15 protein-coding genes and 2 tRNA genes are annotated in these 22,646 nt (G+C 70.7%); 14 read left to right on the top strand and 3 right to left on the bottom strand.

Annotation, left to right across the window (positions count from 1 at the left end):
- Positions 1–17 precede the first annotated feature (17 nt).
- Complete coding sequence (locus K8612_RS07765) at positions 18–1,091, top strand: fatty acid desaturase (protein WP_223761820.1); 1,074 nt, start codon at positions 18–20, stop codon at positions 1,089–1,091.
- Between the two features lie 153 nt (positions 1,092–1,244).
- The gene (locus tag K8612_RS07760; protein WP_223761819.1) at positions 1,245–2,573 is read left to right on the top strand and encodes an FAD-binding oxidoreductase; all 1,329 of its coding nucleotides are present in this window, start codon (positions 1,245–1,247) and stop codon (positions 2,571–2,573) included.
- 22 nt (positions 2,574–2,595) lie between these two features.
- On the opposite strand, the gene K8612_RS07755 is transcribed toward K8612_RS07760, so the two are convergent.
- Positions 2,596–3,612: a hypothetical protein gene (locus K8612_RS07755; protein ID WP_223761818.1), complete on the bottom strand. Its 1,017-nt coding sequence runs from the start codon at positions 3,610–3,612 to the stop codon at positions 2,596–2,598.
- Positions 3,613–3,739: 127 nt separating this feature from the next.
- Entirely contained in the window at positions 3,740–5,359 is a 1,620-nt protein-coding gene (locus K8612_RS07750) for a leucine-rich repeat domain-containing protein (protein ID WP_223761817.1), read from the bottom strand.
- A 201-nt stretch (positions 5,360–5,560) separates the two neighbouring features.
- Here K8612_RS07750 and K8612_RS07745 point away from each other — a divergent pair, with 201 nt between their 5' ends.
- Positions 5,561–6,772 carry an acetyl-CoA C-acetyltransferase gene (locus tag K8612_RS07745; protein WP_223738642.1) on the top strand — a complete coding sequence of 404 codons (1,212 nt, stop codon included), beginning with the start codon at positions 5,561–5,563 and terminating at the stop codon, positions 6,770–6,772.
- Positions 6,773–6,809: 37 nt separating this feature from the next.
- Positions 6,810–8,987: a 3-hydroxyacyl-CoA dehydrogenase NAD-binding domain-containing protein gene (locus K8612_RS07740; protein ID WP_223761816.1), complete on the top strand. Its 2,178-nt coding sequence runs from the start codon at positions 6,810–6,812 to the stop codon at positions 8,985–8,987.
- Between the two features lie 84 nt (positions 8,988–9,071).
- Here K8612_RS07740 and K8612_RS07735 read toward each other — a convergent pair whose 3' ends face one another.
- Positions 9,072–9,677, bottom strand: a complete 606-nt coding sequence (locus K8612_RS07735) for a hypothetical protein (protein ID WP_223761815.1) — start codon at positions 9,675–9,677, stop codon at positions 9,072–9,074.
- 277 nt (positions 9,678–9,954) lie between these two features.
- Between K8612_RS07735 and K8612_RS07730 the strand changes: the two genes are divergently transcribed.
- The 10 genes from K8612_RS07730 (at position 9,955) to K8612_RS07685 (ending at position 21,870) form a co-directional block, all read left to right on the top strand.
- Entirely contained in the window at positions 9,955–11,775 is a 1,821-nt protein-coding gene (locus K8612_RS07730) for a DUF4091 domain-containing protein (protein ID WP_223761814.1), read from the top strand.
- A gap of 34 nt (positions 11,776–11,809) precedes the next feature.
- Positions 11,810–12,070, top strand: coding sequence for a hypothetical protein (locus K8612_RS07725; RefSeq protein ID WP_223761813.1), 261 nt, complete (start codon positions 11,810–11,812; stop codon positions 12,068–12,070).
- A 4-nt stretch (positions 12,071–12,074) separates the two neighbouring features.
- Positions 12,075–12,851: a hypothetical protein gene (locus K8612_RS07720; RefSeq protein ID WP_223738637.1), complete on the top strand. Its 777-nt coding sequence runs from the start codon at positions 12,075–12,077 to the stop codon at positions 12,849–12,851.
- Between the two features lie 112 nt (positions 12,852–12,963).
- Complete coding sequence (locus tag K8612_RS07715; RefSeq protein WP_223761812.1) at positions 12,964–16,635, top strand: hypothetical protein; 3,672 nt, start codon at positions 12,964–12,966, stop codon at positions 16,633–16,635.
- Positions 16,632–17,171, top strand: a complete 540-nt coding sequence (locus tag K8612_RS07710) for a DUF1318 domain-containing protein (RefSeq protein WP_223738635.1) — start codon at positions 16,632–16,634, stop codon at positions 17,169–17,171. Before K8612_RS07715 ends, K8612_RS07710 begins: the two co-directional genes overlap by 4 nt.
- A complete protein-coding gene (locus K8612_RS07705; protein WP_223761811.1) occupies positions 17,165–20,623 on the top strand; it encodes a hypothetical protein in 3,459 nt (1,152 codons plus the stop codon). The genes K8612_RS07710 and K8612_RS07705 overlap by 7 nt, the downstream gene beginning before the upstream one ends.
- 212 nt (positions 20,624–20,835) lie before the next feature.
- Complete coding sequence (locus K8612_RS07700; RefSeq protein ID WP_223761810.1) at positions 20,836–21,327, top strand: Spy/CpxP family protein refolding chaperone; 492 nt, start codon at positions 20,836–20,838, stop codon at positions 21,325–21,327.
- A gap of 96 nt (positions 21,328–21,423) precedes the next feature.
- Positions 21,424–21,573, top strand: a complete 150-nt coding sequence (locus K8612_RS07695) for a hypothetical protein (RefSeq protein WP_223761809.1) — start codon at positions 21,424–21,426, stop codon at positions 21,571–21,573.
- A gap of 137 nt (positions 21,574–21,710) precedes the next feature.
- Positions 21,711–21,782 (top strand) — tRNA-Val (locus K8612_RS07690).
- Between the two features lie 11 nt (positions 21,783–21,793).
- Positions 21,794–21,870, top strand: a tRNA-Asp gene (locus tag K8612_RS07685).
- Positions 21,871–22,646 lie beyond the last annotated feature (776 nt).

The raw sequence follows: 22,646 nt of genomic DNA, 5'->3' as shown, positions 1-22,646 counted from the left end.
CCGTCCAGGCAACCGCCATGACTGATTCCACTTCTTCCATCCCCCTGTCCCCGGATGACGCCAAGCGGCTCCGCTCGGAGCTGCGCCGCGTGCTGCCTCCGGAGGCCTTCGAACGACAACCCCTGCGAGGCATCGTGGCGCTGTGCCTGGTGCCGCTGGAGGCGGCGCTCATCTGGGTGCTCGGCACCTGGACGCTGCCCCACTGGGCCTGTCTGCTCATCGCGTTCGCGCTGGGCCAGCTCATCACCGCCGTGGGGCTCGCCGCGCATGAGGCCCTGCACCACTCGGTGTTCCACGGCCGCAAGTGGGAGAGCCTGCTGGGCTGGGTGGGCTTCGCGCCCTTCCTGGTGACGCCGGGCAACTGGAGGGCCTGGCACGTCCAGGCCCACCACGGCGCCGCCAACGTCCTGGTGAGGGATCCGGACATCCTCCCGCGCAGGACGGACTGGCACACCCAGGGGTTCGCGAAGCTGTTCCACGCGATGTCCCCCGGCTCCGGACACTGGCTGAGCTTCATCAGCTTCAGCGTCTTCTTCACCGCGCAGGGACAGGCCTTCCTCTGGCACCACTGCCGGCTGCCCGCGTTCCAGCACGTGCACCTGCACCGGACCCGGGAGCGCGTGCTCACGGTGCTCGTCACCGCGGGCTGGGTGGCGCTCGGGTGGGTCCTGGGGCCCCGGGCCGCGTTCTACGCGCTGGTGCTGCCGCTGCTCATCGGGAACGTCACGCTGATGATCTACATCGCCACCAACCACTGGATGCAGCCCGCGGCGGAGGAGACGGACAACCCCTTCGTGAACACCGCCAGCGTGGAGACCCACCCGCTGATGAACTGGCTGCACTTCAACTTCAGCTACCACCAGGAGCACCACATCTTCCCGGCGCAGAGCCCCAGGTATGCCCCCCTGCTGCGCAAGCACCTGCGCGAGCTGAGCCCCCGGGCCTCCATCGTCTACCCGCACCTGCACGCCCTGCGCACATTGTACCGGCGTCCAGCGCTCTACTCCGAGGATGGACAGACGCTGATGGACCGGGGCGGCACGCAGGAGGTCAGCACCACGGAGCTGCGCCGCCGGCTCGAAGCCACCTGAGCGGCCCCAGCCGCCCGGACGCCCGCCCGGTGGGTGGGCGTCCGGGTTGGCCCCGCTCCGACAGGCGAGGGCTCACCACGCGCCGCGGCATCCCCACCCTTCCGCCAACGGAGGAAACGGATGTGCACGGAGTCTGTGACAGGCGGTCCCCGGGTGGAGGGCTCTTCACGGGCGGAGGCGCTTCACGAGGCGAAGGTCGAAGCCATCAGCCAGCAATTGAGGCAACGTAAGGGCCAGGGGCCCGCGTCCTTCAAGAAGAAGTCCCCACCCCACAGCGTCCCCAAGCGGTTCGATGCGCGGCGCCGCGATGAGAAGGTGGACCTGGGCGACCTGGACGCCATCCTCGACATCGATCCCGTGGGGATGACCTGCACCGCCGAGCCCGCGGCCACCTTCGACGCGGTGGTGCGCGCGACCCTGCCGCACGGGCTCATCCCGTTCATCGTCCCCGAGCACAAGACCATCACGCTCGGGGGCGCCATCGCGGGGTGCTCCATCGAGTCCATGTCCTTCCGCCAGGGCGGCTTCCACGACACGTGCCTGGAGTACGAGGTCATCACCGCGAAGGGAGACGTGCTGCGCTGCTCCCCGACGCAGGAGCCGCTCCTCTTCCAGATGATGCACGGCTCGTTCGGGACGCTGGGCATCCTGTCCAAGGTGCGCTTCAGGCTCACGCGCTGCGCGCCCTACGTGCGGGTGACGAACGAGACGCACACCACCCTGGAGTCCTTCCAGCAGGGCATCTGGCACCACTTCCAGGACCCGGGCGCGGACTACCTGGACGGGCAGATCTTCTCTCCCACGAAGCACGTGCTGTGCGTGGGCCACTTCGTGGACCGGGCCCCGTACGTCCACCGCTACGACTGGCTCACGGCCTACTGCGAGAGCATCCCGCGCCGGAGCGAGGACTACCTGACGACGTATGACTACCTCTTCCGCTACAACCGGGGCGTCACGCACGTCAGACCGAAGAACCTCCTCGCGCGGGCGCTGTTCGGAAGGCTCATCCACTCCGACAGCGTGCTGAGGACGGCCAACCGCTTCACCCGGCTGCTGCCGAAGAAGGACCCGCCCGTCATCGTGGACGTGTTCGTCCCCTTCTCCGGCACGGCCGCGTTCATGGACTGGTACCACCGCGAGATGCGTCACTACCCCGTGTGGTGCGTGCCCTTCCGGCGGACGCGCGACTACGAATGGCTGACGCCCCGGTGGTGGTCCGGGATGAAGGACCCTCTGTTCCTGGACCTGGCCGTGTACGGCATGAAGCAGCCGCCGGGACGCAACGTCTACAAGGAGCTGGAGGACGAGCTCCAGCGCGTCAACGGCACCAAGACGCTCATCTCCTACAACTACTATGACGAGGAGACCTTCTGGAGCATCTGGAACCGCGAGACGTACCAGGCCGTGAAGCAGCGCACGGACCCGGACAACCTCTTCCGGGACCTGTATGTGAAGACGTGCAAGGCGGCGCTCGGCCTTTGAGTCATCGCGGGTTGGATGGCCTTCAGCCGATCTCCGTGCGCAGGTTCAGCGGACCGGCGGGGACGCCCACGTCGTGGAGCGCGGGGTCGTCCTTCTCCGTCTGCCAGGCGTTGGCCTCCGTCACCGTCTTGCCGGTCGCCTCGTTGGTGATGGACATCTTGCCGTTGTGGCCCGCGGGGGAAATCTGGCTGGTGTCGAAGCCGCTCCAGCCGGTGCCGGAGTTCGCGAACGTGGCCTCGCCCCAGGTCTGACCGGAGTTCGCGCCGGGCTTCGCCGTGCCGTCCTTGGACGCGCACCACGCCACGCTGGTGTTGCTGTCGAACGCCACCACCTGCGACTGGCCGGGCTGGAGCGTGAACGTCTTGGGCGTGCTCTTGTCGAAGTTCTGTCCGTCGTTCGGGTTGCCGTTCTCGCCCGTCTTGTTCCAGAGCGTGAGGGTCTGAGGCTCGTTCGTCTTGTTGGTGAAGGTGTTGGTGTACTTGAACTGGCCCTTCTGGCTCTCGTCGATGAGCTGCATGTTGCTGTTGTAGGGCGACCCGACGTTGTTCTTCGCGAGCCACGGCGCGTTCGCGGGCGCGGGCTCCGTGGATCCGGCGGACGGCGGGCCGAAGCCGGGGCCCGCGTCGCTGTTGTACGTGGGGTGCGCCGGAGCGTCCGCGCTGGAGGCCGGAGCCGCGCCCTCTGCCGTGGGAGCCGCCTGCTGCGCCGGGGCCGCACCGCCCACGCCGCCCACCGCGGACGCGGCACCCTCCGCGCCCTGGCCCAGCGCCGCGGGCGACTGCGTCTGGAGCATCTTCACCAACTGCGTGAGCTGGGCCACGACCTCCGACAGTTGCTTCTGGAAGTCCCCGGAGGCGCCACCCAGCCGGCTCGGGCCCGCCTCGAAGGAGTCGGCCATGAACATCCGGCGCAGGTCGTTCCGGGGCTGCTGCGCCGAGGCGCCCACCCCACCCTGAGCCGGAGCGGCCGCCGGCTTGAGCTGGGAGATGCTCGAGGAGGGCTGGAAGAAGGACGCGCGGTTCAGGGAGGAGATGGACATGCCGTGACGCAAAAGCAGGACACATGCCAACCCCCATCCGCCGTGAAATCAGTCACTTCGGCCGAGCGCTCCCCGCCCGGCGCGATGACGCCATTCACCATCTGATGACCCGAGTCACCAGGGGGCTTCAGCCGGCGTGGGCCGCGAAGACGTCCCGCAGGCCCGCGATGAGCGCGTCGCCGGGATACGGCTCGCCCAGCGGCCCCAGCGCGTCGCGCAGCGCTCCAAAGAGCGCGTGGACGTGCCGGGGCTTGTCGCCGTCCCAGTCCAGGTGCCGGGCGATCTCCTGGCTCCGCGCCCGGAACTTCTCCAGCGTCTCTTCGTAGGGCGCCGCCACGGGGATGGTGATGCGCAAGAGCAGCGCCAGCAGCGCGAGCACCTCCGCGAAGTCATGGCGGTCCGCCTTCGCGTCGTAGAAGGACTCCAGGCGCAGGGTCTCCGGGCGGAACCAGTAGCCGACATAGGCCGCCGCGCTCTCCCGGCTGCGCTCCACGTCCACCTGGAGCTGGGCGTGCAGCGCCGGATCCACCTGCGTCACCAGCGAACGGAGGACCGTGGCCTGGCTCAAGGTCGCGCTGTCGAAGCGGCGCGCCGGCAGCGTGCGCAGCGGCGTTCCCTCGAAGGTGAGCACCTCCAGCTTCGGCAGCCGCGTGAGGACCTCCGGGAAGTCGAACATGAGCTGGACCTGCCGCCAGCTCCCGAAGGCCCGCCGGACGGAGGCGTACGGGTTGTTGACCAGGTTCACCCGCCGCAGCTCGACGCATCCGGACAGCGACTCCGGCAGCCGCCAGAGACAGTTGGCCTCCAGGTCCAGGACCCGCAGCTTCGTCAGCGAGCCCACGGACTCCGGCAGCTCCAACAGGCCGTTGCCGCGCAGGTCCAGCTCGCGCAGCTCCGTGAGCTGTCCCAGCGCCTCCGGGAGCGCGCGGAGGTTGTTGCGGCGGAGGTTGAGCTTCTCCAGCTTGCGGAACAGGAAGAGCTCCTCCGGCAGGGACGTGAGCCCCTTGTCCTCCAGCGACAGGCTCTTGACCTTGTCGGGCTCCGCGAGCTTCTTCGCGACGAGCTGACGGAACGCCTCCCGGATGCTGGTGAACGCGTCGCGGGCGATGGGCTTGCCCGCCGCGAGCCGGGCGCGTGCCTTGTCCAGGTCGACGCGGCCGTCCGCCACCACCGCCGGCACGAAGACGCCCTTCGCGTCATAGGGGTCGCGCACGTCCTCCACCCCACCGGCCACCGCGAACACCTTCGAGTCCTGGCCCAGGTAGCGGTGCGCATCCACGGCACCCACCACCGTGAAGGCGTAATGCGAAGCCAGGGTGCGGGCCTTGAGGTTGCCGCCCACGAAGACGCTGCCGTGGTTGTAGACCGCCACCAGGTCCTCGGTCGTCACGTCGCCGGTGACGTGGAGCCGCGCGCCGCCCATGGCGATGCGCTTCGCGACGAGGTTGCCGTGCACCTGGAGGAACGGGCCGAAGTCGTTCTCCCAGTTGAGCACGCAGCCTTCGACGGTGAGGTCGCCTCGCACGATGAGGCCGGTGAACGGAGGCGCGTCCTCGTCATCCTGCGCGAAGAGGCCCTGGCGGAAGTCCAGCCCCAGGTCGTGGGGGATGACGACACTCCCGGTGAGGACGAGCACGCGGTCCGAGTCCTCCTCGCCATTGCCAGGGACCTTCACCTCGTCGCGAACCTGCGCCCAGGTGAACGTCTCGAAGGGCAGGTCGCTGGAGGGGGACGGCTTCTTCTTCATGGCCCACCCTCTACTCCATCCGGACGGAGGCTGGCAGGACCATCCGTGCGCGCTCCCGGACCCGCTGGAAAGCGGAATCCCCATCGCCCCTCTGTTCGCGGCCCCCCGCGTCCTGCGAATCTTCGCCGGCGCGACCGGGGTCGTGAAGCAGCTCGTCGCCCGGTCCCTGTAGCCCCCTCCCTTCTCACAAGGAGGCTCCCCGTGAGCCAGGAAGCATTCATCTTCGACGCCGTCCGTACCCCTCGCGGCAAGGGCAAGAAGGGCGCCCTGCACGGCACCAAGCCGGTGTCGCTGCTCGTCGGCCTGGTGGACGCGCTCAAGCAGCGCCACCCGACCCTGGACCCGAAGTACATCGACGACGTGGTGCTGGGCGTCGTGTCCCCCGTGGGCGACCAGGGCGCGGACATCGCGCGCACGCTGGTGCTGGCCGCGGGCCTGCCGGACACCACCGGCGGCGTGCAGCTCAACCGCTTCTGCGCCTCCGGCCTGACGGCGGTGAACCTGGCCGCGCAGCAGGTGCGCTCCGGCTGGGAGCACCTGGTCATCGCGGGCGGCGTGGAGAGCATGTCCCGCGTCCCCATGGGCTCCGACGGCGGCGCGTGGGCCATGGACCCCGCCACCAACTACGACACCTACTTCGTGCCGCAGGGCATCTCCGCGGACCTCATCGCGACCATGGAGGGCTTCACCCGCGAGGACGTGGACCGCTACGCCGTGCGCTCGCAGGAGCGCGCCGCCCACGCGTGGAAGCACGGCTACTTCCAGAAGTCCGTCGTCCCCGTGGTGGACCAGAACGGGCTCACCATCCTGGACCGCGACGAGCACATGCGCCCGGACTCCACCGTGGCCTCGCTGGGCCAGTTGAGCGCGTCCTTCACGACCATGGGGGAGATGGGCGGCTTCGACGCGGTGGCGCTCCAGAAGTACCACGCGGTGGAGCGCATCCACCACGTGCACACGCCGGGCAACTCCTCCGGCATCGTGGACGGCGCGGCGCTGGTGCTCGTGGGCTCGGAGAAGGTGGGCAAGACGCTGGGCCTCACGCCTCGCGCGCGCATCGCCGCCGTGGCCACGTCCGGCGCGGAGCCCACCATCATGCTCACCGGCCCGCTGCCGGCCACCCGCAAGCTGCTGGACATCGCCGGCCTGTCGGTGAAGGACATCGACCTCTTCGAGCTCAACGAGGCCTTCGCCTCCGTGGTCCTCAAGTACCAGAAGGACCTGGACATCCCGGACGACAAGCTCAACGTCAACGGCGGCGCCATCGCCATGGGGCACCCGCTGGGCGCCACCGGCGCCATGATCCTTGGAACCGTGGTGGATGAGCTGGAGCGGCGCAACGCGCGCCGCGCGGTCGTCACCCTGTGCGTCGGCGGCGGGATGGGTGTGGCCACCCTCGTCGAGCGCGTCTGAACCCTCCCTCCCCTCTCAAAGACCTTCGAGCGAACCCATGAGCGAACAGAACACCCTGCGCTGGGAACAGGACGCGGACGGCATCGTCGTCTTGACGATGGACGACCCCTCCCAGTCCGCCAACACCATGAACGCCGCCTACGTGAAGTCCATGCGCGCGGCGGTGGACCGGCTGGTGAAGGAGAAGGCCTCCATCACCGGCGTCGTCATCACCTCCGCGAAGAAGACCTTCTTCGCGGGCGGCGACCTGAACGACCTGCGCAACGTGAAGAAGAGCGAGGCGAAGCAGGTCTTCGACCTGGGCCAGGAGATCAAGGCGCAACTGCGCGCGCTGGAGACCCTGGGCAAGCCCGTGGTCGCGGCCATCAACGGCGCGGCGCTGGGCGGCGGGCTGGAGATTGCCCTCGCGTGCCACCGCCGCATCATCGCGGACGTGAAGGGCGCGCAGGTGGGCCTGCCGGAGGTGACGCTGGGCCTCTTGCCCGGCGGCGGCGGCGTGGTCCGCACGGTGCGCATGCTGGGCATCACGGACGCGCTGATGAAGGTGCTGCTCCAGGGCCAGCGCTACCGCCCGCAGGAGGCGAAGGAGCTGGGGCTGGTGCATGAGGTGGTGCCGTCCGTGGACGCGCTCCTGCCCGCGGCGAAGGCGTGGGTGAAGGCGAACCCGACGGCGCAGCAGCCGTGGGACCAGAAGGGCTACAAGATTCCCGGCGGCACGCCGTCCCACCCGGCGTTCGCGGCGAACCTGCCCGCCTTCCCCGCCAACCTGCGCAAGCAGCTCAAGGGCACCAACATGCCCGCGCCGCGCGCCATCATGGCCGTCGCGGTGGAGAGCACGCAGGTGGACGTGGACACCGCGTTCACCATCGAGTCGCGCTACTTCACGGAGCTCGTCGTCGGTCAGGTCGCGAAGAACATGATCCAGGCGTTCTTCTTCGACATGCAGCACATCAACTCCGGCGGCGGCCGTCCCAAGGGCTTCCCGCAGCACACCGCGAAGAAGGTGGGCGTGCTGGGCGCGGGCATGATGGGCGCGGGCATCGCCTACGTGTGCGCCAAGGCCGGCATCGACGTGGTGCTCAAGGACGTGACGCTCGCCGCGGCGGAGAAGGGCAAGGGCTACTCCGTCAAGCTGGTGGAGAAGGCCGTCTCCAAGGGCTCCGTCACGAAGGAGAAGGGCGACGCGCTCCTGGCGCGCATCACCCCGGCGGAGGACCCGGCCGCGCTCGCGGGCTGCGACCTGGTCATCGAAGCGGTGTTCGAGGACGTGAAGCTCAAGCACAAGGTCTTCCAGGAGATTCAAGGCGTGGTGGCCCCGGACGCGGTGCTGGCGTCCAACACCTCCACCCTGCCCATCACCCTGCTCGCGGAGGGCGTGGCGCGGCCGCCGGACTTCGTCGGCATGCACTTCTTCTCCCCCGTGGACAAGATGCCGCTGCTGGAGCTCATCGCCGGGAAGCAGACGAGCGACGCGACGCTGGCGAAGGCCATCGACATCGCGGTGCAGATTGGCAAGACGCCCATCGTCGTCAATGACAGCCGGGGCTTCTTCACCAGCCGCGTGATTGGCACGTTCCTCAACGAGGCCATCGCCATGGTGGGCGAGGGCATCGCGCCCGCGTCCATCGAGCAGGCGGGACTCCAGGCGGGCTACCCCGCCGCCCCGCTCCAGTTGGTGGACGAATTGACGCTGACGCTGCCCCGGAAGATCCGCCAGGAGACGAAGGCGGCCATGGAGGCCGCGGGCCAGCCGTGGGTGGACCACGGCAGCTACGCGGTGATGGACGCGATGGTCGACCAGCACGGGCGCAAGGGCCGCTCCACGGGCGGCGGGTTCTACGACTACGCGGACGGCAAGCGGACGAACCTCTGGCCGGGGCTGACGCAGCACTACACGAAGCCCGGCTACACCATCCCCTTCGAGGACATGAAGGAGCGGATGCTCTTCGCGGAGGCCATCGACACGGTGCGCTGCTTCGACGAGGGCGTGCTGCGCTCCACCGCGGACGCGAACGTGGGCTCCATCCTGGGCATCGGCTTCCCGCCGTGGACGGGCGGCGTGGTGCAGTACATCAACGGCTACGAAGGCCCGTCCGGCACGGGGCCGCGAGGCTTCGTCATCCGCGCGCGCCAGTTGGCGGAGCGCTACGGGAAGCACTTCCTGCCGCCCGCGTCGCTGGTCGCCAAGGCTGAGCGGGGAGAGCTGCTCGAGTAGCCCCGCCGCCCCACGCAGGGCGCGGAGGGTCCGGAACGTTTGGGTTCCGGGCCCTTGAGTGCTCGTTGACGTTGGCGTCTTGGGTCAGAGCATGCCCGGTGCCGCCTTGGCCTGCGTCTTGGCGAAGATTTCACGCAGGCGGGTGGCGACCTTGGGCATCACGTCCTCGAAGGCCATCTCGGTGGACTGCCGCAGGGCCTCCTGCCCCGCGGCGGCCCCACCCAGCCACGCCGAGGCCGCCTTGCTCTTCTGGGACTCGCCCTCGATGAGGTCACTCACCTGGACGGCGTCCTGGCTCCCCCGGGAGCGCACCGTCAGCTTCAACTGCGACACGAAGCCACCGCCGTTGACGTCGAAGTACTGGATCTCCGGGACGATGAGCACGTCCGCGTCACCCATGTCCTCGGGGCCGGAGGCCTCCTGGACGGACTGGAAGACGGTGCCCATCATCTGCGGGAAGCTGCGCGTGAGCCCTTCGCCAATGGCGATGTTCCAGGTGTGTCCGGCGCCCAGGACGAAGTAGCTGTCCGAGTCGATGCGTGCCTTCTGCTCGGGGGAGATGAAGTAGCGCGCGCGGAGCGCCAGGGGCGTCCCCGCGTTGGACATGGGCGCGGGGCTCGGCCGCACCTGATGGGTACAGCCGACGAACGCGAGCAGCGCGAACAAAGGCAGAACAAGATTTCTGGGCATGGCGGCTTCATAGCCCACTCCTCCCTTCCCTCCCAATCCCAGGCCGGAAACGGAAAGCCCGGGAGCGTTCACGTGTCTGGGATTTCATTGGGATGAGAATGAAAGCCCCCTCTTCGCGGAGCAGCGCGCGGGCGGCGTCCTCCGGCATCCGAGCCTGGGAGCGCTGGCGGGCCGGGATGGCGGTACGGCCGGGAGGCTGGAGCCGCACACGGCCCGTGCACATTCATTCCCCATGCTGGCACTTCGTCAATGTGGACTCGGGTGGCTGGCGTTGTCCGTGGCCTGGCCGGTGTACGCGGCGGAGCCCGTGGTCTGGGGCGAAGGGATGATGGTGAAGGTCCGCCCCGACGACACCGCGCCAGGAAATAGCACCGAGGTACGACTCACTGCCGCGCGCAATGAGTTCGTCTCCTTCCAGGTGGCGTTGCACGGCGGGGACACGGGCCTGAAGGGCGTGCGCGCCCGCCTGCCCGGGTTGGAGGGGCCCGCGACGCTGACGGGGCCGGACGTCACCCTGTACCGGCAGGCCTACCTCACCACGCGGCAGCCCTCCGAGCCCGGGCAGCCGGTGGGGCGGTGGCCGGACGGGCTGGTGCCGGACACGGACGAGATCGCCGGTGAGCCGCGCAACGCCTTCCCCTTCGACGTGCCCGCGCGCGAGGCGCGAGCCGTCTGGGTGGACGTGCACGTGCCGCCGGACGCGCCGCCCGGCGAATACACGGGCACGGTGACGGTGGAGGCGGAGGGCGGCTTCCAGCGGCAGGTGACCGCGAAGCTAACGGTGGTGGCGGCGATGATGCCGGGCACGTCGTCGCTGGCCTCCGCGTTTCCGCTGTCACCCGCGCAGGTGTGCCTCGCGCACCTGGGCCGGGCCGACTGCTCCTACGCGGAGCTGCAGCCGTTGCTCGTGCGCTACCAGCAACTGTCGCTGGAGCACCGCATCACGCAGCCCCGGCTCTTCCTGGGCGGGTCCGGGCCCCAGGCATGGAGCGGGTTCGACGCGACGTGGGGGCCCAGCCTGGATGGCACCGCGCCCACGCGGCTGTCCGGCGCGCGGATGACGAGCGTGGAATACACGGGCCCGCTCACCGCGGGCGGCCTGGCGGATTTCACCGCGCACATGCGCGAGCGCGGCTGGTTGGACCGGGCCTATGCGCTGATCGGCGATGAGCCGCCCGTCTGGATCACCTACGAGCAGGTGCAGGCCGCCGGGGCGCTGGTGCGGCAGGCCGCGCCCGGCCTGCGCACCATGCTCACGTCGAACGCCAACCAGTTGAAGCCCACCGGCCTGGAGTCCCTGGTGGACATCATGGTGCCGATGGTAAACCACCTGGAGGGCACGGACCCCGGCTTCGTGGGCGACCAGACCTCGACGTACGTGGAGTTCCTCTCGCGGCCCGGAACGGCGCTGTGGATGTATCAGAGCTGCGCGGTCCACGGCTGCGCGCCCGGCGTCACCGTGCCGCAGAACCAGCCGGGGTCGGGCTGGCCGTCGTACATGGTGGACCGCCCCTCGGCGAAGGCCCGCGCGATGGAGTGGCTGTCCTTCCTCTTCGGCTGCAAGGGCGAGCTGTACTACGAGACCGCGGGCATGCTCCCCACGGCGTGGACGGACCAGTACCACTTCGATGGCAACGGGGACGGGACGCTGTTCTACCCGGGCACGCCCACGGCCATTGGCGGGCTGACGCACGTGCCGGTGGCCTCCGTGCGCCTGAAGCTCATCCGCCAGGGCATGCAGGACTATGAATGGCTCAAGGCCGTGAGTGACGCGGGGGACCCGGCCTTCGCGCGCCAGGTGGCGCGAGAGCTGCTGCCCAACGCATGGCAGGTGCCGGACGACGGCGCCGCGTTCGATGCGGCGCGGCTGCGGCTCATCCAGCGCTACCAGGAGCTGACCCTGGGCAATCCCTCCGCGCCGCGCATGGGCGGGGAGCCGGTCACCATGCCGCTGGAGCCGCAGGACCCAGGCGGTCCGGGAGACTCGGGCGGGCAAGGCAACGCGGGCGGCTGCGGCGCGGCCCCAGGCGTCTCCGCGGCGGGAGCGCTGCTCTGGGCGGCCTGGGCGCTGGGCCGGAAACGCCGGCGGAGGGAGTGACACCCGCTCACGGGGTCCCGGTTAGACTCCGGGCATGAACCTCATCCGTGGCCTCTCCCTCTTCGCGGCCGCCCTGTCCCTGCTGTCCGGCTGCGCGACGCTCGATACATCCAACATGTCGCCGTACTGCCGCGACCAGTACGACGCCTGTCTCGACGGCTGCCAGCCGCGCGGCCGGCCCGCCTCGCGTCAGCCGCCGGACTCCGTGCAGGGACACGCGGAGCGGCTCACCCCCGATACCCAGACGCCGGCCTGCACCGACTCCTGCAAGCAGCAGGCGAAGACCTGCTCCTGAGCCCATGGCCCCGGAGCGCTACGAGACGCTGGACGGCTCCACGCCGGACGTCACCCCGCTGGCGGCGGAGGTCGGGCTCAAGCAACCGTTGAGCGCCTTCACCCTGCTGGAGGGAGGCGACGTCTTCGAGTCGCGCGCGGGCCGTCCCCCCGCGGAAGGCCCCGCGCGCGCCCGCGCCTATGTGAGCGCGAAGCTGGAGCTCAAGCCGTACGGCGCCCCGGCGGCGCAGGTGAAGCGGGTGCAGGAGGAGCTCATCCGGCAGCTCTCCGGGAACCTCCAGCTCATCGCCCGCATGGAGGCCGCGAGGCCCCTGACGCTGGAGCTGATTCCCCCCGGGCACACGCTGGCGAAGTACGGCTATCCCCGGGCCGTGTCGCCCCAGGCCGCGGGCCTGTTCTGGGACCATCCGGACTGGCCCCGGGCACGCATCGCGCTGCGGCAGGACCGGCTGGAGTCGGAGCAGTACCTCGTCTTCCACGAGATGGCGCACGCCATCCAGGGGCTGGCCTTCACCCAGAAGGAGAGCGAGCTCATCTACCGCACGATGCTCCGCACGTACCGCAGCCGCGCGGCGGTGGACGAGGTCTTCGCCATCTACAGCGAGCGCGAGTTCGTCACCGGAGTCTCCGCCCACGACCTGCGAGCCCCCGGCGTGTACGGCATGGCCCGCCAGCGGTGGAACGAGGAGCACCTGTTCACCCGCTTCGTGCGAAACCTCTACTTCCCCTACAAACCCCTCGCGGGCGGCACGGCGGGAATGACTCCGTCCAGCTTCGGTTGAGGCTGTCTCCCGGGTGCACGGCGCCGCCGGGCTCGCGAGGCATGCGCTCGGATTGAAGCCCGATTCCGGCGCATGGTAGGAGGGGGCGAGCCGGTCGCCTCGACGGAACTTCATGGACTCCCCCGGTGCTGAGCGGCCTCGTCCGCGGTTGACGCGAATCATCGCGGGCACGCTCCTGCTCCTCCTCGCGACGTCCGTCCTCCTGCTCATCGCGGTCGTGACCGCGCTCCACCACCTCGACCACCCCTGGCTGAAGCCGCACGTCGTCTCGCGGGTGGAAGCGGCCTCGGGCGTGCGGCTGGACTACCAGACGGCGCGGATCGACGTGCTCTCCGGGCTGCGGCTGGAAGGCCTGGTGGTGCGGACCCCGCCGCCGTTCCAGGACGTCGCGCCCGAGCTCCTGCGCGTCGGCACGCTGGAGGCCGCGTGGTCGTTCGGGGCCCTGGTGAAGGGACCGGTCCGGGTGGAGCGGGTCGCGGTGCGCGACGCGACCCTCGTCCTGGTGGCGGATGAAAAGGGGACCACGTCGCTCACGAACCTCACCGGACCGCCGGAGCCCGAACCGGTGGAGGAAGCGTCCCCCGGGACCTCCCGGCAGGTCGCGGACCTCTTCGCCTCCCCGTTCCCCGTCTCGAGCATCGGGCTGTCGAACGTGTCGCTGACGTATGTCCGCGTCCAGGGCGGCGCGGTGGTGGACCGCTGGTCGCTGCGAGGGCTCGAAGCCGGAGTCGAAGCGAAGCCGCGGGACAAGAGCTGGAAGCTCCTCGTGGACCTCGGCAAGCCCGGGAAGCCGCTGGCCCTGGCGCTGAACCGTGAAGCGCCCGCCGCCGAGGCCCTGCTGGAGCTGGCCCTGTCGGTGGATGCGAGCACGGACGCCGCGCACGTGAAGGTGGACCTGGACGTCGCGAGGCAGACCTTCGATCCGCGCTTCACGCTCCGCTCGCTGCTGCACGGCGCGGTGACGGCGAAGTTCGACACCGCGAAGCAACACACCACCGTCGAGCTGGAGCGCACGCGGCTGACCGACAGCGCCGAGGTGCAGGCCCAACTGGTGCTCCCGGATGCGGCGGAGGTCCCTCCCGTCCTGGTGCAGGCCCTGGCGGACGTGGACCTCGGGCGGCTGCTGCGATGGATTCCCGAGGACCTGCGCCCGTTCTCCCTGGAGCGAGGCAAGGTGCACCTGGAGGCCCGGGAGGTCACGCTCAGCGACATGCCCCAACTGGGGGCCCGGGGCCGGCTCGGGCTGGACGTCGACGTGGCGAAGCTCCTCCTCGTGCAGAAGGAGCTCAAGGTGGAGCTGGGCGATGGACGCCTCTCGCTGACGGCGACCCCGGACGCGCCCCAGGGACTGGCCGCCCGGCTCGCGTTCGCGCTCCAGGGACTCGACATTGGCGGTGCGACACCGGTCCGCGTTCCGAAGGCCTCCGGCGAGCTGACCGGGAAGCAGCTACGGCCCGACCTCGCCTCGCCCTTCCGGGTCGCGGGGGACGCGGCCTTGTCCGCCCGGGTGGAGGCCCTGGACGTCCGTGCCTCCGGATACCGGGCGCTGGCGGAGCGCCTGGGCTTCAACCTCCAGGTGCCCCTCACCGCGAAGCCCCCCTTCGCGCTGAAGGCGGACCTGCCCGTGGAGTCGCTGCGGATCACCACCGAGGGCCGCGAGGTGCTGAACGGTCCCGCGCGCGTGCGGCTCCACGTGACGGAAGCCTTCCCCACGATGGAGGAGCCACGGCTGAGCAGGGCCCGCGCGCGGCTGGAGCTGGACGTGGGCACGCTGCACGCGTCGCTGGACGCCACGAAGGGCACCGACGACGTGGCGTACACGCTGGACGCCCAACTGCCGGACCTCGTCATCGCGAGGCCCTTCATCCCGGAGGACGTCGCCGCGCGCTTCCCCTGGAAACAGCTCGCCGTGACGCTGGCATCCAAGGGCAGACTCAACGCCCTCTTCGAGCCCTCGCCGCGCGTGGATCATCAGACGGAGCTGCGCCTGCGGCGCGCGGGCTGGGACGACGTGTCGGCCGCCAGCACCACCCTCGCGCTGCGCTCCCAGGGAGACGCCTGGAAGCACCAGGGAGCCCTGGACCTGAAGGTCGAGGGGCTGCGCATCGGAGAGACCGACGCGGGCACCCAGCACCAGACGCTGACGTTCGACATCGACCGCCGCAGGCTCTGGCTCAAGCTGGGGCTCAACGGCCAGGAGGGCCTGAAAGTCGCGGCCGACGCGGCGCTCGCGTACGACCGGAAGGCCCGCGCGCTCCGCATGGACGTGAAGGGCGACTTCCCGCCGCTGGGCCCGCTGTCGCCGCTGCTGGCGAAGGCGCGGGTGCCCCCGGAGGTGGACCCCTCCAAGCTCGCGATGACCGGCGAGCTGCACGGCACGCTGACGGGCCTCATCACGCACCTGGGCTCCGACGGAAGCTTCCGCCTGGCCCCCATGCCTCCGCGCGCCGCCAGCTTCGAGGGCAAGGCGCACGTGGACCTGCGCGGCGTGCGCTGGAAGCAGGCGGACCAGACCCTCAACGTCCCCGCCCTGCGCTGGCAGGCCGAGTCGCGCGCCGAGGGCTCCCAGCGCACCGTCCGCACGACCCTGGCGGTGGAGAAGCTCACCGTCAGCCGGAACGACCGCCGGCTGACCTTCGCGGACCTGTCCAGCGACAGCACCGCCACCTTCACCGACCAATGGGAGCAGGGGGACCTCGAGCTGAAGCAGCTCGTGAAGGTCCGCTCGCTGGAGCAGAAGCCCGCGCTGCCCTACCCCGTCCAGGACGTGGAGGCGTCGTTCTCCGTCGTGCGCAAGCCCACCGGCGTCATCCGCGTCCCGGACCTGCGGCTGTCCAATGGAGGCACCCAGACGCTGCTGAAGGTCCGGGGGCGGCTCGACCTGAGCAATGAGCAGCAGCGCATGGGGCTCCGGGGCTCGCTGGAGCAGGACCTGGCCCACCTCGCGCGGCCCGGCCAGGTCGAAGGCAGCGGCAAGGTCACGGTGGACTTCCGGGTGGCGTCGCCGGACCTGGTGGTCTTCCGCACCTCCTCCAACCTCAAGCTCCAGGACGTGAACGTGCGGATGCCCGAGTCCGGCATCGAGGTGGAGGCGCTCAACGGCGACGTGCCGCTGACGGAGAACGTGGAGGTCTCCCAGGACGGCGTGCGGCTCTTGAACGACCTGGACGTGAACCCCTACTCGATGCTGCGCTTCGCGGATCAGCACCCGCTGCTCACGCGCAGCGGCTTCCTGTCCGCGGACCGCATCACCACGCCGTGGATGACCCTCGCGCCGCTGGCGGGCAACCTGGCCATCAACCAGAACGTGTTCTCCATGAGCCAACTGGAGATGGGCGTCCGCGGAGGCCGCGTCACCGGCCAGTGCATGCTGAACTGGCAGGGCAAGCACTCCACGCTGGAGGCCCACGTGAGGGCCACGGGCGTGAAGTCCTCCCGGGGCGAGCCCTTTGACGGCAACGCCGCCATGGTCATCTCCGCAAGGGACCGCAGCATCAACGGGCGCGCGGAGATCCTGCGCATCGGCAACCGCCACCTCCTGGACCTCCTGGACCTGGAGGACCCGCACCACACCGACCCCGCCACCAACCGCGTCCGCTACGCGCTGGGCCTGGGGTATCCGGAGCACGTGCGCGTGAGCTTCAAGCAGGGCTTCGGCAGCCTGCTCATCACCATGGGTGGCCTGGCCCAACTGGTCAGCATCGATGAAATCCGGGGCATCCCCCTGGGCCCCATCGTCGACCGCCTCATCACTTCCATGACCCCTCCGGAGGCCCTGCAATGAGACACCGTGGGTTGTTGCTCGTGGCCGCCCTCGCCGCCCCCGGGTGCATCCGCGCCCCGGAGATCGTCATGGTGGACCGGGCGACGGCGCTCGAGGAGCAGGCCGCGGGCTCGTACAAGGACGTGGAGCAGCGGCTGGCGCGCGCGGGCATGAACCCCACGCCGGTGCCGCTGACGCCCAACCAACTGGAGGACCTGGGCATCCAGCCCCCGCCGCTGGTGGAGAACCTGGGCAAGACGCAGGCGGATCGCGTGGACGACCTGGTGCGGCGCCACTGCGTGGGCGAGGGCAGGGACGGGCTGCTGGTGCTCACGCGGCGCCAGTGCACGGCGGGGCGCGTGTCCGCGGATGACGCCGCCCTGGTGGAGCGCGTGAACCGGGCCCGGCGCCAACTGTGGCAGTGGATGAAGACCGTGCGCCCCGGCGTGCCGGAAGCGACGCTGCGCCAGAACTGGCGCCTGGCGCACGCGGAGGGCGTCGTCTGCGGCGGCTGGGTGGAGGCCGAGGACGGCACCTGGGGAGAGAAGAAGTGCTGAAGCGCCCCGGCCCCTGGCTCCTGGCCCTGGTCTTCCTCGTCGCGAGCGGCGCCTGGGCCCAGGACGACGAGAACGACGGGGGCATGCGCCTGCCCGAGCGGCTCACCGTGGGCATGGGCGACCAGTTCCTGGGGCAGTTGGGGCCCGACGAGAACTCGCTGCTGTTCGTGTCCAACCGGGACATCGCGACGGAGGTCTTCGCCCAGGACCTGGAGAAGGGCCGCGAGCGCCGCCTCTTCGACGAAGGCGCGGACGTGACGTGGCCGCGCATCAGCCCCAATGGCAAGCAGTTGCTCTACATCTCGTTCCGCACCCAGGCCAGCGGCCAGCTCTGCGTGAGGGACCTGCCGGAGGCGAAGGAGCGCCGCTGTCTGGAAGAGGAGACGAGCGCGCTGCAGGCGGAGTGGATCGACGACACGCACATCGCCCTGGTGAGCCGCGCGACCATCCAGGGCGACCTGCGGCTGTCGAAGGTGGCGCTCGGGGCCGGGTGGCACGTGACGCCGCTGTTAGAGCGCAACCTGACCAGCCCCGCCTTCTCTCCGGATGGACGCTGGCTGGTGTACGTCCCGGTCCAACGCTCCGTGCAGGCGGTGGGGCCGGGCTTCGCGGCGAGAGCGGCGCCGCACCTGGAGGCCGTCCGCCTGGACGTCCCCGGCGCGGCCCCCGTCCCGCTGACGCTGGACATCCCGGGGCAGACGGGCCAGCCGGTGTTCGCGCGCGACGGGCGCTCGCTGTACGTGGTGCAGTTCTTCACCGACTCCAACGGGGACGGGGTGATTGACGCGAGCGACAGCGGGGTGCTGTTCCGCGTGCCCTTCGCCTCCGAGCGCGACGACGCGCCCGCCCGGGCCGCCGCCGCCAGCCCGGACCAGCTCACCAGTCAGGCGTGGAACTGCGAGTACCCGGCCCCCACCGCCGTGTCGCTCATCACCACCTGTTCCCGGGGCCAGTCGCTGGACGTGTATCGCCTGCCGCTGGACGGCCAGGTGCCCGGCGAATGGGACGTGCCCCGCCTCAACGAGGAGCTGGGCATGGTGGGCCGGCGCGCGGATCAGCTCCTCCTCTACCGCCAGCGCCTGCTGCTCGAGACGCGGCCCAAGCTCCGCCGGTTGTTGATGATGCGCCTGAGCCAACTGCACCTGGCCTCTGGCGACTTCGACGCCGCGGACTTCTACGCCCGTCAGATGTCGAAGGTGGACGACCCCGTCACCGCCGGGCTGTCGGAGCCGCTGCGCATCCTCATCGCCCACCGGAAGGCCCTGAAGGAGCGCGACCGGGGCCGCATGGTGGACGAGCTGCAGGAGGCGGAACGCCAACGCATGGCGGCCCTGGACCCCGCCGCGGCGCCCAGCCCGCCCTCCGCCGTCTACCGGCACGTGGTGCGCAGCGAGCTGGCGCAGGCGTCCGGCGACTTCACGCTCGCCCGGCAGGAGCTGGAGGCCGCCCTGCTGACGGACACCACGCCGCGCGCGGTGCTGGAGGGCTGGTACGAGCAGGCGGACGCGCTGTACCGCGAGCTCGATGACCGGGACGCGCTGGTCGCCGCCGGCCGAAAGCTCTCCCAGAACAAGGTCTTCAAGCAGGACGACCAGCTCGACTTCGCGCGAGGCGCCGTCCGCGCCCTGTACCGGGGTCGTCCCTACGCGGAGGCGGACGCCGCCATGGCCCAGGCGCTCGCGGCGGAGCCCCCCGGGACGCCGTATGCGTTCGCCCTGGAGCTGGGCCGCCACGTCAACGCGTTGAACGTGGAGCGCCCTCCCCGCCCCGTCCGGGACGCCCTGGTCGCGTTCTACCAACAGCAGACGGATCCGCTCCGGCGCCGCGTGGTGGTGCAGGACGCCGCCGAGCGCGCGGCGAGCCTGGGCGCGGACGGCGTGATGGAGGCCCTGGCGACGCTCTACGTCGACGACGCCCCGGCCGGCACCGAGGAGCGGCGCCGGGCGGAGCGGCTGTTCCGCCGCGCGCTGATGGGCCGCGCCTACCGCCGCATGGGGAGGGAGCGGATGGACGAGGCGCGCGCGGACTTCGACCTGGTGACGCGGCGGACGGGCTCGCTGGAGAGCGCCGTCGAGTCCATGAGCCTGCGCCTGCGCGCGGGCGTGGCCCCCGACGTGGTGATGAAGGAGGTCACCACGGAGGTGCCGGGCAAGGCCGTGCCGCTCGCGCACTTCGTGAAGGCCTACGTGACGACGCGCCGGCTGTCCAAGCTGGATGACGCCGCCCACGCCCAGGCGGTGAAGACCGGCCTCGCGGAGCTGCGCGCGGCGTGGCAGGAGCTCAAGAACCAGCGCGAGGTGCAGGCGCTCATGGGGGCCATCCACCACGAGGACTTCCTGCGCGGCCGGAACCCCGCCGCCGCCGAGCGCGCCAACCGCCACTACCTGGTCGCCCTGGACCTGGTGCGCAACAACGCGCGCTACAAGGCCATGATCCTCGGCGCGCTGGGGCTGCTGCACACGCAGGTGGGCAACCACCACATCGCCCTGGGCTACCTGGACGAGCGAGACAAGCTGCCCTACGCGGACAGCGCGGCGGGGCTGTCGGTGGCCCTGGCCCGGGCGCGGGCGCTCCTGCACGTCAACCGCGAGGCGGAGGCCGCGCAGGCGGCGGACAAGGCCCTGGCGACGGTGGAGGCCGCGCCGAAGCTGGCCCGGTTCATCCCCCTGGTGACGGACCGCGCGGCGCTCTACAACCTGGCCGCGGGCCGGTTCGAGCGGGCCCTGGCGATCTACGACCGCGCGCTGCCCGGCATCGAAGCCGGCCCCCGCGACGAGGAGGGCCTGCGCAACCGGATGGTGCTGCGGCTGGCCCGCTGCGGCGCGGCGCTGGGCGCGGACAAGCCCCAGCGGGCGCTGGAGGACCTGGACCAGGTGGACCGGGACCTGGCGACGCCCGCCGTGCAAGCCACGCTGAAGCAGGCGCACGCCACGCCCGGATTCGTCCAGCGCGCGTATCGCATCATCGCCGCGGGGCTGCGCGCCAACGCGGAGACGCGGCTGGGGCGCATGGACGCCGCGGCCCGCGCGCTGGAGCAGCGGCGCGCGCTGTTCCTGGAGCAGTTCGACGAGCTGGAGCGCGACGAGGACCTCCGCGCGGTGACGCTGGCGGAGCTGCGGCTGGCGGAGAACGCCGTGGACCGCCGCGACCCCGCGCGGGCGGCTCGGTGGCTGGGCAAGGCGCTGGAGCACGCCGACTCGATGATGGCGCGCACGCACGCGCCAGTCGATGCGGGCCAGTTGGACGTGCTCTGGTTCGCGGCGCAGTTGCAATCCGAGGACGGGACGCGGATGCCGTTCGACGTGCCCCAGCGGATGGAGCAGGCCCGGCGGACGCTCCTCGAGCAGCGGGACCCGGCCTGGCGCGCCTATCTGGCGTGGTTCAACATCTACCGGGCGCTCGGCGGCACCGCCCCGGCCCCGGCGCGGGAAATCCGGACCGCGGCCGAATAGCGGCCACGAACACATTCGGTAACGCGCGGGACATTTTCGCGGCACATGGCGGGAGCACCTTGCACCGTGTCAGCCCGGAGCCCCGGGCCTGAGCGGCACGGGACGCCGTGGGGGACAAACCCCTCCCATGAGTCCCTCACGGTGTCCTCGTGCCCTCAGTCCATGGGCCTTCCGGGTGCGGTCATCCTGTGCAATCGGAGGTACCCATCACCATGAAGCGCCACCTGTTCATGCTGGGCCTGCTGTTCGCCGTCCCCACCTTCGCCAGCTCCACCCCCACGTCCCAGGGCTCGTCCCAGGACGCGCGCCGTCCGCCCCCGTTCGAGCGCAAGTCGCCCGTCCAGGTGCTCATCGACCACCGCCAGGACCTGGCCCTCACCGACGCCCAGGCCGCGAGCCTGGAGCGGATCCAAACGGCGCTCGACGCGAAGAACGCGCCCGTGAAGCAGTCCCTGGAGGCCCTGCGCCCGCCCGCGCCGCCGGACCGCACCCAGGGCACGCCGTCCGCGGAGGACAAGGCCGCCCATGAGCAGGCCCGGGGCCTCTTCGAGCAGCTCCGCGCCAACGACCTGGCCGCGTACCAGGAGGCCGAGCAGGTCCTGACGGACGCCCAGAAGTCCCAGGCCCGCACGCTCCTGGAGACAGAGCGCCGCTCACACGGTCCCGGCCACGGCGGGCGCGGCGGTCCTCCCCGAGGCGAATAGCCCCCTACCGCGGGTCCGGCCCCCTGCTCGCCAGGACGGCCGGAAACCCGGCGGCTTGGAGTGTCGTTTCCTGAAAGTCACGAACTCCCCGTCAGGATGTCAGACGGCCTCCGTATGGTGTCGCGCATGGAGGCGATGATGCAGACGATGTTGGTGTTCGTGCCGGTGGCCCTGCTGGTGGGCGCCGTGTTGATGATTCCCCGTTCCCGCCGCCGCGTGCGGCGGTGGAAGGTGCGGGCCGGGTAGCAGGCGGATCCGCGCCCGTCGGATCCGCTCCCCACCGAGGGAGCGGAGCGAGCAGCAGGGGCCCCGAAAACAGATGCTTGACGTGAGCGGAGGGGGACGGTACAAGCCGCCTCACTGAGTCACGGCGGGGCCGCGCAGGGCGGATAGCTCAGCGGTAGAGCGGCGCCCTTACAAGGCGATGGTCACAGGTTCAATCCCTGTTCCGCCCATATAGGTTTGTGGGGAGTTAGTTCAGTTGGTTAGAACGCCGGCCTGTCACGCCGGAGGCCACGGGTTCAAGTCCCGTACTCCTCGCCATTCATCCCCTGTAACCTTCCGAGGTTGCAGGGGATTTTTTTTGTCCTGAGTGCCTGTCACGCCGCTGTCACAGTTCGCCATGGGGACTCCCTCCTTCGGGTGCTCCAGGTTGAGCTTCGAGACTTCGCGGCACAGGGCCTCCCAGGGCGGCGTCGTGTAGGCCGCCATGACGCCCTCGGGGCGCCCGTGCGTCACCCAGAGCAGCAGGTCCTTGTTCGCCCCGTCCGCCCGCGCCAGCGAGATGAAGGTGCGCCTGGCGTCGTGGGCCCGGCGGCGGCGCAGATCCAGCGTCCGCAGGTCGCGGTGCAGCCGACGCAGCGTGTGCTGCGGGCGCTGGTGCAGGCCGGTGGGGCTGGGCACCAACAGGTCCTCCGCGCGCGGCGTCCGGCCGTAGGTGCGCGCCCAGCCATCCGCCTTCCACCGCGCGAGCATGGCGCCCAGCAGCGGGTGCACCGGCACCTGTCGCGTCACCCCGGACTTCGTTTCCTTCACCACGTCGTCCCGGTGGTCGTAGCTCTTGCTGATCCAGAGGCGACCCAAGGGGCGGTGCAGGGGCTCCCAGTCGGCCAGCGTCAGCGCGCTCGCCTCGCCGAAGCGGAGGCCGCCCACGAGCATCAGGGCGTACGTGAGGCGCCTCTCTTCCGGCAGTCGGGGGTCCGTCACCAACGCGCGCACCTCCTCGCGGTCGAAGACGGCGGAGTCCCGCCACATCGGGTCCGCGTCGCGGGCGGCGGGAATCTCCCCGCGGTGCTCGCGCAGTTTGCACGGCGAGTCGT

The sequence above is a fragment of the Corallococcus sp. AS-1-6 genome (genome assembly GCF_020037015.1).
GTDB lineage: Bacteria > Myxococcota > Myxococcia > Myxococcales > Myxococcaceae > Corallococcus.
This window is presented reverse-complemented; position numbering and strand designations above follow the sequence as displayed.

Coding starts and splice junctions, on each gene's coding strand:
- K8612_RS07765 (WP_223761820.1), top strand. CDS start 18: ATGACTGATTCCACTTCTTCCATCCCCCTGTCCCCGGATGACGCCAAG.
- K8612_RS07755 (WP_223761818.1), bottom strand. CDS start 3,612: ATGTCCATCTCCTCCCTGAACCGCGCGTCCTTCTTCCAGCCCTCCTCG.
- K8612_RS07750 (WP_223761817.1), bottom strand. CDS start 5,359: ATGAAGAAGAAGCCGTCCCCCTCCAGCGACCTGCCCTTCGAGACGTTC.
- K8612_RS07740 (WP_223761816.1), top strand. CDS start 6,810: ATGAGCGAACAGAACACCCTGCGCTGGGAACAGGACGCGGACGGCATC.
- K8612_RS07735 (WP_223761815.1), bottom strand. CDS start 9,677: ATGCCCAGAAATCTTGTTCTGCCTTTGTTCGCGCTGCTCGCGTTCGTC.
- K8612_RS07725 (WP_223761813.1), top strand. CDS start 11,810: ATGAACCTCATCCGTGGCCTCTCCCTCTTCGCGGCCGCCCTGTCCCTG.
- K8612_RS07720 (WP_223738637.1), top strand. CDS start 12,075: ATGGCCCCGGAGCGCTACGAGACGCTGGACGGCTCCACGCCGGACGTC.
- K8612_RS07715 (WP_223761812.1), top strand. CDS start 12,964: ATGGACTCCCCCGGTGCTGAGCGGCCTCGTCCGCGGTTGACGCGAATC.
- K8612_RS07710 (WP_223738635.1), top strand. CDS start 16,632: ATGAGACACCGTGGGTTGTTGCTCGTGGCCGCCCTCGCCGCCCCCGGG.
- K8612_RS07700 (WP_223761810.1), top strand. CDS start 20,836: ATGAAGCGCCACCTGTTCATGCTGGGCCTGCTGTTCGCCGTCCCCACC.
- K8612_RS07695 (WP_223761809.1), top strand. CDS start 21,424: ATGTCAGACGGCCTCCGTATGGTGTCGCGCATGGAGGCGATGATGCAG.